Genomic DNA, 10,249 nt, shown 5'->3' with positions numbered 1-10,249 from the left:
CACCAGCCCCATTGCGCCCCGTCCCCCTCGCACGGCCGCCTCCCGTCCGCACGGCCGGACCCAACTTGCGCAGTGGGAACCCATACACACTGAGAAACCCGGCAGCGGCCGCCACGGCAAACGCCACAGGACGACCCGGCACCGACCCCGAGCACGGTCCGTCCCCGCCGCCCCGCAGACGTCTGAGCGGCGGGAACGAAGAACCTGTATCGGCTGAACCGGAAAACGGCGGACGACAATTCCTGCGGGCCACTTTCCTTTCCCCGCGTAAGCGGACGTCCGGGCCTTCTTTCGCCGTTTCCGCTGATCAGCAGTCGCCGTGCGCCGCGTTGGGGCCCGGCTTGGGCGGGGCGTCGGCCACCGAGACGCGGAGGACGGCGCTGGAGGAGACCAGGGCGCCGGCGGGCCCGTCGTCGCCGGTACTGACGACGACGCCGCGCTCGCCGAGGAACGCGTAGGACGTCCGATCGAAGATCAGCTCGGTGCGGATGGCGCCGTTCACGCGGGCGACGGCGATGCCCTCGCGTCCGGCGGCGTCCTCGGAGCGGTCCACCAGCCGGACGCCGGGGATGCGGGCGATGGCGCGGTACAGGGCGGCCTGGACGGGCGGCGGCGCGGCCGAGGAGACGAGCAGGTTCGACGCGCTCTCCCACAGGCGGTCGCCGCGGTCGCCGTCGCCGCCCGCGCCGTCCATCAGGCGGAGGAGGGCTCCGGGGTCGGCAGGGAGGGCGTCCAGGTACGGACGGTCCAGGGGCGGGCGGATTCCGCAGGGCTCGGCCAGGAGCTCCTCCGGCGCAATGCTCGGCTGGCGTTTCGCGGCAGGGGGGAGCGGGCGGCCGGGAATGGGCAGGGGACTCAGCTGCAGGTGGCGGGCGTAGTTCGGGCGCGCGCCGTTGACCGACTGCCAGAGCTGGGTGTGCTGCCGTCCCAGCCAGCCCTCGCTGCCCGTCGCGTCGGCCGGCTGCGTTTCCTGGAGTTCGATGTAGATGTACTGATCCGGGCGGGGCGTGGGCAGGGGGTCCTTCAAGGCCGCGTCGGCGGCGCGGTTGAGGAGCAGCGACACGTTCGCGACCGGGGCCGTCTTCGGGCCGCTGTCCGGGGCGACGAGCAGGGCGACGGCGAGGGCTCCCGCCGCCGCGGCGGCCGTGGCCGCGCTCATCAGCAAGGGTCGGACGAGGCGCCGGGGCGGGCGCTTCTCCATGCCGTCCCGGAAGCGGGCCCGGGCGGCGGTCAGATCCAGATCGTCGGGGACCTCGGCGCGGAGGCGCTCCACCTGCTGCAGCTCATTCATCGGTCGTCTCCATTCCACCGAGCGCCTTGCGCACCTTGTTCCGAGCCCTGTTCATGCGTGAGCGCACCGTTCCCTCCGGGACGCCGAGCGCGCGCGCCGCCTCGTCGTAGGTGAGGCCCTCCCATGTGACGAGCAGCAGCACGTCGCGTTGCGCGGCGGGCAGACCGGCGATCGCCGCCGCCAGCGGGCGGCGGGCCGAGTCCGCGACGAGCCGGGCGTCGGCCGCGTCGGCGAACGACTCGGTGACCGGGTCCGCCCCGGTCCGCGCCAGCGCCCGTAGCTGCCTGACCTCGTCGCGCCGGTGCCGCCGGACGAGGTTGGTCGCGATCCCGTACAGCCATGGTCCCGCGTCCCGGCGGTCCAGGTCGTAGGAGCCGCGGCCGCGGAAGGCGATCAGGAAGGTCTCGGCCACGATGTCGTCCGCCGGGCCGGGCCCCAGCCGCCGGACGACGTACCGCATGATCGCCGGGGCGTGGCGGCGGAAGAGCGTCGCGAACCGTTCGGGCTCTCGCCGGGACCGTTCGATGACGGTGGCGTCGTCGAGGTCCGCGGGGGACTCCGGCGGTCGCCGCTCCGGCACGGTCCGGCTGGTCTCGGGCATGGGCGGGCCTCTCGGTCTCGGTCATGACACCTGTTATTGCCCGTTCGCGGGGATTCGGGTCCCCGCCGGTGTCAACCGGGTCGGCCGCCGGGGGTCACGGCCACCATTCTCCGGCCGTTCGCAGGGCGTGGACGTAGGCCGCCGCCAGGTCGGCCGGCCGCGGCGCGAGCGGCGCACCGCCCGACACCAGAATGGCGAGGTCCGTGCCGGCGATCGGACGGGGGCGACGCGACAGCAGATGCAGGGCGCGGTCCCACTCGGGCGGCGGGCTGTGGGCGGACTCGGCGGCCTTCCTGATCGCCGGGAACAGCGCCTCCAGCGCCTGCCGCCGTCCCGTGTCCGACTGGATCCGGCTGATGGCGTCCAGCGTCCGCCACGTCGCGCGCGCGTTCCCGGCGGCGACGGATGCCGTCTCGGTCAGGATCCGTGCCGTGTGCCGGGCGTGCGGGGCCGCGTCGACCAGCTCGAACATGGCGTCCAGGAGGGCGGCCCGCGCCTCCGGCGAGACGTGCCCGGCGAGCGCGGCCAGCGCCGCGGCGCAGGTCCCCGGGTCCGGGCACTGCCTGATCGCCTCGGTGAACGCGCGGGCCCAGCGATCGTCCATGGGCGGCAGCTTGCGGCGCAGGAAGCCGAGGATCTCGTTCGATCCCCATTTCCCGGGACGGGCGAAGTCCTCGACCGCGTCGAGCGTCGTCCGCCACACCGGGTCGGGCGTCCGCGGGCCGAGGCGCGAGACGAGGGCGCCGAGCGGGGCCAGCCGGTCCGCCGGTGGCTTGATGTGCCCGATCCGCTCGGTCAGGGACGGCACCACCTCCTCCGGCAGGTACTTGATCATCTGGGCGAGGTCCTGGGGTGAGCGCCGTGATCCGAAGGCCCGCTCCGCCGCCTCAACCCTACGGTCCTCGGGGAGGCGGCGCAGGAGCCTGCGGACCGTGGACACGTCCCGGTGCCGGATGGACTCCACGATCCGGTCTTGCAACGTCGCGGCGGTCGCGGCGTCCACGTGCCGGGAGAGTTCCGCGAGCAGGAGCGGGGGAAGCGCGGACGGTCCCGCTCTCAGGATGGCGTCCAGGACGGGGCGCGTGAGCTCCACCGGATACGTCCGGACGAGGATCAGGTAGAGCTCGGCCTGCTCGACGGTGCCCAGCTCCATGGCCAGCTCGATGATGTGCCGCCGGTGCTCGGGCGCGACGTGCGGCGCGAGCGGCCGGAGACGGAAGGGATTGCGCTCCGGACCGAGCGCGATGTGGAGCGTGCGCAGCCGCGCCTCGTCCGGCAGGTTCGCGTAGACGGCCGTCAGCCCGTCGGCGAGCATTTCGGCGGCGTCGTCGTCCCAGGTCGCCCTGGCCATCTCCAAGGCCGCCGTGACGGCGTCTTCGACCTGTTCGGCGGGGAGGCGGGGCGCGGTCAGGGCCATCGCCATGGCCCGCGACCGCGGGGCGGTGGCGACCGCGGCGCGCCAGAGGGCGTTCAGAGCGCGTTCAGGGAGGTCGCGGGGCAGCCTCGGCAGCCAGTACGACAGATGGCCGCGAATCGTGGACCCGGGGTCCTCGGGCTCTTTGAACAGCAGGCGGGCGAGCCGTTCGACGGCGTGATCGAGTACCGCGGGCTTGCCGGTGACCCGCCCCAGGATCATGATCAGATAGCTGATTCCCTCTGTCGCCAGCGCCTCCGGCGAGTACAGGGTCTCGGCGAGCTCGTCACCGAGGCCGGGAGTGTCGAGGACCGACCTTTCGAGCGCCTCCAAGCGTTGAGGAGGAGGCAGGTCCCTCAACGCCGCGGTGGCGTGCTCGCGGCATTCGGCGCGCCGGTCCGCCGGGGCCTTGTCCGTCAGGGCGATCAGGGTCCTCGCGCGATCAAGCGGGTTCGCGGCGTGTGCCAACGCCAGTGCGGAGTCCACGGCGGCGGGCGCGACCGGCCTGGCGAGCAGGGAGCGCGTGAACCGGTCGTTCAGGTTCGCGTCGAAGACCATCTTCTGGACGACGCCCACCGTCTCCTCATCGAGCTCGTCCATGACGAGCGGAAGGGCGGCGATCCGTTCCTGGAGATCGTCGATCTGCTGCGCCGTGGTGAGGGCCTCGGACAGCAGCCGGCGGCGGTCCTCGCCCGTATGGCACAACGCGAGCGCCGTGAGCATGGGAGCCCTGTGAGCAGGGCCGGACTCCCGTGCCTCGCTCAGGACCGCGGCCACCATCTCCGGTGGGGCATGCGGGCCGTCGGCGGCCAGAGCCCACGCGCGGTTCTCCGGCCGGACGGGCGAAAGTGCCGCGATGGCATCCGGAATGACGTCTTCTGGCAGGTCGTAGGCCGTCCCAAGCGGGGACGGCCAGGAGCCGCCGTTCGGCAGGTGCCGGCCGGTACCAGGGTCCTGCAGCCAGGCGCGAAGCGCGGCAGGAAGGGAAGGGGCGAGCTCCTCCATCAGATGCTCAGGAAGATAGGGCAGGGACGTCAGGATCGCGGTGGGCCAGTCGCCGGCGTCGACCGTCCCGAGCCACGGGCGCGCGGCGATCATCTGCCGCTCGATGGTGTGGCCGAGGGTTCTCCTGAGGTCGGCCAGCTTTTTCAGCGCGGGGACGCGCCGTTCCGGCAGCAGGTCGGCCAGCGCCAGCTCGGTCTGCACCGGCCCCCATGCGTTCGTGATCTCCAAGTCCGCGGCCTCGGCGATCTCGACGGCCCGGCGGGTCGCCTCCTGCCTTTCGGCGGACGGCAGGTGGCGCGCAATCGCGCAGAGGGCGCGGACGGCGGCCCGGCGGTCCGCGAGGCCCTCGGCGAGCGCGGCGGCCTCCCCGAGGCGCCCGCCCGGGAGGTGGGCGGCGAGGGCGGCGAGCGAGCGGCCGCGCGCGGCGTCGTTGCGCAGCGCCGCCAGCATGGCGGGCAGCTCCGCCATCACCTCCGCGACCAGCGCGGCCCGCTCCTCGCCGGGCAGCCGCGCGGCCAGCGCCGCGACCGCCAGGAACCGTCCCGCCGCCGCCGAGCCCCGGGCGATGGCGAGCGCCCGCCGGACGGCCCGCTCGTCGAGATGGGCCGCGATCTTCGCCAGGACGTGCGCGGTGCTCGACTCGCGCGGCAGCGACCCGGCGATCACGACGCACTCCTCGCCCCATTCGGCGGGCAGCACCGGCGCCAGCCGGATCACCGCGTCCGCCCGGCGGTTCTCGTCGGAGATCCGGCGGCACAGCGCCACCGCCTGGGCCCGCGTGATGACGCCCTCGGAGACGGCCTCGACCAGCAGCCGGGGCGGGATGTTGTCGCTGCGGGCGGCCACGCTGGACCTGATCAGCGCGCACTGGACGCGTACCTCGAAGGAGCGCGCGTCCGACCGGGTGTCCGCGCGCCGCCACGCCCGTTCGCTGTCGTTGAGGAAGCCGCTGTCGCCGCCCTCCAGCGCCTCCCAGGCCCGCAGCCACGCCTGGTCGAGGAGCGCGTAGAGCTCTTCGTCGGCCGCGCCTGCGCGCTCCAGGTGCGCTCCGAGGAAGCGGACGGGATAGGGCGAGACGTCGGTGACGCCGCTCTTCACGCTTTCCAGGGCCCGCCGCCCGTACTCCAGGAAGCGCTCGTCCCAGGTGCGGCGTTCGCGGGTGCCCATCGCGTCGCGGAAGAACATGCCGAGGCGGGGATGGGAGAACACGAAGCCGGTCGTGCGCCCGTCGCCGATGACGAACCGTCCGACGTCGCGGGTCAGGGAGCCGAGCACCAGCCCCGGCATCGGCTCGGGCAGCAGCTCGGCCAGATCGTCGAGGCTGAGCGGGCCCAGGGAGCTGGACAGCGCGTTGAGGACGTCCTGCAGATCCCGCCGCTCCCGGCTCGAATTGCGGCCCTGCTCGTCCCACAGCCGTTCCTGCTCCAGCCACCAGCGCTGGAAGTAGCCGCCGAGGCCGCGGTCGATGGCCGGCAGCTCGTCTGGCCTGATGGCGGCGGCCCGCTCGCCGTAGGGCAGCAGGGCCTCGACGTACAGCCGGATGAGCAGCGGGTCGCCCTCGCTCAGCCGGAACAGCTCGCTGACCACGTCGACCTTGCACGCCAGGTGCGCGAGCGGGTCGCCCATCTCGGTCAGGACCTGCGCGACGCCTTCGCGGTCCATCGGCGGCAGCGCCATGCCGATCGCGAGCGGCGGGGGCCAGTTCAGCCGGTCCAGCCAGCCCCGCGCGTCGACGTCGCCGGCCAGGTACCGGGCGGAGGCCAGCACGCGCACCCCGCGCGCCGGCACAGCGGGGAACAGGTCGGGGCCGGCCTGCCAGTCGGTCGCCTCGTCGAGCCCGTCGACCACCACGAGCAGCGGACGGTCGCCCGGCGGGGGACGCCGCAGGTAGCCCGCGCAGACCTCCTTCCACTGCTCGGCCGACAGCTCGGCCGAGGACAGCGACTCCCCGTGGACCTGCGCCAGCCGGGTGGCCAGCGCCGAGAAGACCACGGCGGCGTGCCCGGTGTTGAAGCGGATGCTCACCGGGATGACGATGACCGTGGCGAGCTGCTGCCGCAGCACCTCCTGCGACCACCGCACCAGCAGCGCCGACTTGCCGCGGCCCGCCTCCGCCGCCACCAGCGCGTACGGCGTCGCGTCCGGTGCGCGCAGCCACGCGGTGAGCTCGGCGAGCTGCGCGTCCCGTCCGCCGAACGGGGTCGGATGTCCGGGCCGCCCGAGATACTCCACCAGGAAGTTCTCGATCCGGGACGCGTAGTCCGCGCCGACCGCGGACAGCCCGGACAGGAGCGGGTCGATGGGGTCGGCGGCCTCCCGCCAGCGCGCGTCCGCCCGGTGGAACGCGTCGCCGGACGCGACCACCTCCGGGTGCAACTCGCGCAGCGGCCCCAGCGGAACGCCCCACCCGCCGTACGGCGCCAGCGCGTGCCGCGTCGTCTTCAGGATCCCGCAGACGGCCATGGTGCGGAGGTTGACCAGCGGCCCGCCGCTCATCCCCGGCACCGCCTGCCCGGCCGCCAGCTTCAGGTACGGGCCGTCGGCGTCATGGACGCCGACGAAGGTGAACAGCTCGGATTCGACGGTCGGCTCGTCGCCCGGCCAGGTGTCGGTGAAGCCCGCGCCGTAGATCCGGTCGTCCCAGCGGGGCTCGCCCGTGTCGAGCCGGACGCAGGGGTGATCGGTCTCCTCGATCTCCAGCAGCGCCATGTCCGGATAGGGGTAGGGGCTTCCCGGCTCGGCCGGATGCAGGGCGGTGACGCGGGCCGGCATGTCCCGCCCGGCCAGGGTCGCGGTGACCGGGCCTTCGGCGCCCGCGATGACGTGCGCGCACGTCAGGACCGTGCCGGGCGCCACGAGGAAGCCCGTCCCGCCCGCCGTGCCCGGGGCGGCGAGCCGGACGAGGCATCCGCGCAGCAGCGCCTGGACCCGCGTCGTCACTCCTCGCCGCGCCCTCGCTCCCACTCCAGGACGACCTTGAGCGACGCCTTGGTGTCGGCGTCGACGAACACGCTGACCAGCTTGCCGCCCTTGACCGCCAGCTCCAGGCCGAACTCGACCGAGGCCCTGGACGGCTTCACGTTGTCCAAAGCCCCGATGATCGCGATCCCGATGCCCTGGAGCGTCTCGGTGACGGCGTCGAAGGACTTCGGGCGCCCGAACCCGACGTCCTGGGGGCCGCCGCCCGGGTCCCTCCGGGTGACCGAGGCCATCATCATCTGTCCGTTGGGGAGGGTGATCTCCACCAGTCCGTCGTCCATGCGGGGATTCTTCCCCTTCGCCAGGGTCGGCGAAGGGGAAACGGGCGACCGGAGCAGGCCACCCCGGAGGGCCTATTTCGTGAGCGTCAGGCCGCGGGACGGCTCCACGGTGAGGCGGTCGGCGGCCTCGTCCAGCTCGACCACCACCTCGTCGCCGTCGACGACCTCGCCGGACAGCAGCTCGCGGGCCAGCTGGTCGCCGATCGCCGTCTGCACCAGGCGGCGCAGCGGGCGCGCCCCGTACAGCGGGTCGTAGCCGGTCAGCGCCAGCCACTCGCGGGCCGCGTCGGTGACCCGCAGCGTGAGCTGCCGGTCGGCGAGCCGCCCGGCGAGCTTGTCGACCTGGAGGTCCACGATGCGGGTGAGGTCGTCGGTCGCCAGCGCGTCGAACAGGATGACGTCGTCGAGCCGGTTGAGGAACTCCGGCTTGAACGAGGCGCGCACCGCGTTCCAGACCGCCTCCCGCTTCGCGCCGTTCTCCAGCGTCGGGTCGACGAGGAACTGCGACCCGATGTTGGAGGTGAGGATCAGGATCGTGTTGCGGAAGTCGACCGTCCGGCCCTGCCCGTCAGTCAGGCGCCCGTCGTCCAGCACCTGGAGCAGGATGTCGAACACCTCGGGGTGGGCCTTCTCCACCTCGTCCAGCAGCACCACCGAGTACGGACGGCGCCGGACGGCCTCGGTGAGCTGGCCGCCCTCCTCGTACCCGACGTAACCGGGAGGGGCGCCCACCAGCCGCGCCACCGAGTGCTTCTCGGAGTACTCGCTCATGTCGATGCGGGCCATCGCCCGCTCGTCGTCGAACAGGAACTCCGCGAGCGCCTTCGCCAGCTCGGTCTTGCCGACGCCCGTCGGGCCGAGGAACACGAACGAGCCGGTCGGACGGTCCGGGTCGGAGATGCCCGCGCGGGCCCGCCGGACCGCGTCCGACACCGTCCGCACCGCCGACCGCTGGCCGATCAGGCGCTTGCCCAGCTCGTCCTCCATGCGCAGCAGCTTGGCGGTCTCGCCTTCGAGGAGGCGGCCCGCCGGGATCCCCGTCCAGGACGCGACCACGTCGGCGACGTCGTCCGGGCCGACCTCCTCCTTGACCATCGCGTCGCGGTTCTCGGCCGCCTCCGACGCCTCCTCCAGCTGCTTCTCCAGCTGGGGGATCTCGCCGTAGGTCAGCCGGGCCGAGGTCTCCAGGTCGCCGTCGCGCTGGGCCCGCTCGGCCTCGCCGCGCAGCTGGTCGATCCGCTCCTTGATCTCCCCGACGCGGTTCAGGCCGGCCTTCTCCTGCTCCCAGCGCCCGACCAGGCCGTTCAGCTGCTCCTGCTTGTCGGCCAGGTCGCCCCGCAGCCGTTCGAGCCGCTGCCGGGACGGCTCGTCGGTCTCCGTCGCGAGGTTCAGCTCCTCCATCTTCAGCCGGTCCACGGCGCGCTGCAGCTCGTCGATCGCGACGGGCCGGGAGTCGATCTCCATCCGCAGCCGGGACGCGGCCTCGTCCACCAGGTCGATCGCCTTGTCCGGCAGGAACCGCGAGGTGATGTAGCGGTCCGACAGCGTCGCCGCCGACACCAGCGCCGAGTCGTTGATCTGCACCTTGTGGTGCGCCTCGTAGCGGCCCTTGAGCCCGCGCAGGATGGCGATCGTGTCCTCGACCGTGGGCTCCCCGACGAAGACCTGCTGGAACCGGCGCTCCAGCGCCGCATCCTTCTCGATCCGCTCGCGGTACTCGTCCAGCGTCGTCGCGCCGATCATCCGCAGCTCGCCGCGCGCCAGCATCGGCTTCAGCATGTTGCCGGCGTCCATCGCGCCCTCGGCCGCGCCCGCGCCGACCATCGTGTGCAGCTCGTCGATGAACGTGACGACCTGCCCGTCGCTCTTCTTGATCTCGTTCAGGACGGCCTTGAGCCGCTCCTCGAACTCGCCGCGGAACTTCGCGCCCGCGACCATCGCGCTCAGGTCCAGCGAGACCAGCCGCTTGCCGCGCAGCGACTCCGGCACGTCGCCCGCGACGATGCGCTGCGCCAGCCCCTCCACCACGGCCGTCTTCCCGACGCCCGGCTCGCCGATCAGCACCGGGTTGTTCTTCGTCCGGCGCGACAGCACCTGCACCACTCGCCGGATCTCCGCGTCTCGCCCGATCACCGGGTCGAGCCGCCCGTCCCGGGCCGCCGCCGTCAGGTCGACGCCGTACTTCTCCAGCGACTGGTAGGTGCCCTCGGGGTTCTCGCTGGTGACCCGGGCGTGCCCGCGCACCTTCTCGAACGCCTCCAGCAGCGCGTCCGGCGTCGCGCCGAACTCCTTCAGCAGGCCCGCCGCGGGCCCGCCGTCGGCCGCCAGCCCGACCAGCAGATGCTCGGTCGAGACGTACTCGTCCTCCAGCTGCCGGGCCCGGTTGCCCGCCGTGCTGATCGCCCGCTGGAGCTGCCCGGACAGCCGCGGCGTCGCGACCGTCGAGCCCGCCGCCTTCGGCTTGGCCGCCAGCTGCTCCTCGGCGCGCCGCCGCACGGCCTGCCAGTCGGCCCCGACCGCCTCCAGCAGCGGCACCGCCGTCCCCTCCGGCAGCCCGATCAGCGCCGCCAGCAGGTGCTCCGGCTCGACCTCGGGGTGCCCCTCGGCCGCCGCCCTGCGGACGGCGGCCGACACCGCCTCCTGGCTCTTCTGCGTCAGCTTGAAGTCCATCATCCGCT

General features: G+C 73.4%; 5 protein-coding genes. All 5 read right to left on the bottom strand.

The genetic code is table 11. From position 1 onward, the window contains the following. Positions 1–307: 307 nt before the first annotated feature. Positions 308–1,291 carry a CU044_5270 family protein gene (locus E1298_RS16185; protein ID WP_131893987.1) on the bottom strand — a complete coding sequence of 328 codons (984 nt, stop codon included), beginning with the start codon at positions 1,289–1,291 and terminating at the stop codon, positions 308–310. Further along, entirely contained in the window at positions 1,284–1,892 is a 609-nt protein-coding gene (locus E1298_RS16180; RefSeq protein ID WP_131893985.1) for an RNA polymerase sigma factor, read from the bottom strand. The genes E1298_RS16185 and E1298_RS16180 overlap by 8 nt, the downstream gene beginning before the upstream one ends. Before the next feature lie 94 nt (positions 1,893–1,986). Further along, positions 1,987–7,251: a serine protease gene (locus E1298_RS16175; RefSeq protein WP_165975486.1), complete on the bottom strand. Its 5,265-nt coding sequence runs from the start codon at positions 7,249–7,251 to the stop codon at positions 1,987–1,989. Further along, on the bottom strand, positions 7,248–7,571 hold the full coding sequence (locus E1298_RS48130; RefSeq protein WP_165975485.1) for a CU044_2847 family protein: 324 nt from the start codon (positions 7,569–7,571) through the stop codon (positions 7,248–7,250). Before E1298_RS48130 ends, E1298_RS16175 begins: the two co-directional genes overlap by 4 nt. A 72-nt stretch (positions 7,572–7,643) precedes the next feature. After that, a complete protein-coding gene (clpB, locus tag E1298_RS16170; protein ID WP_131893997.1) occupies positions 7,644–10,241 on the bottom strand; it encodes an ATP-dependent chaperone ClpB in 2,598 nt (865 codons plus the stop codon). Positions 10,242–10,249: the final 8 nt, after the last annotated feature.

The organism is Actinomadura rubrisoli (genome assembly GCF_004349215.1).
Classification (GTDB): Bacteria; Actinomycetota; Actinomycetes; order Streptosporangiales; family Streptosporangiaceae; genus Spirillospora; species Spirillospora rubrisoli.
The sequence above is the reverse complement of the archived record's forward strand: the minus strand, read 5'-3'. Positions and strand labels throughout refer to the sequence as shown.

What these genes read in the sequence shown, in the direction of transcription:
- E1298_RS48130 (WP_165975485.1), bottom strand. Translation starts at nt 7,571, where the DNA reads ATGGACGACGGACTGGTGGAGATCACCCTCCCCAACGGACAGATGATG.
- clpB (WP_131893997.1), bottom strand. Translation starts at nt 10,241, where the DNA reads ATGGACTTCAAGCTGACGCAGAAGAGCCAGGAGGCGGTGTCGGCCGCC.
- E1298_RS16185 (WP_131893987.1), bottom strand. Translation starts at nt 1,291, where the DNA reads ATGAATGAGCTGCAGCAGGTGGAGCGCCTCCGCGCCGAGGTCCCCGAC.
- E1298_RS16180 (WP_131893985.1), bottom strand. Translation starts at nt 1,892, where the DNA reads ATGCCCGAGACCAGCCGGACCGTGCCGGAGCGGCGACCGCCGGAGTCC.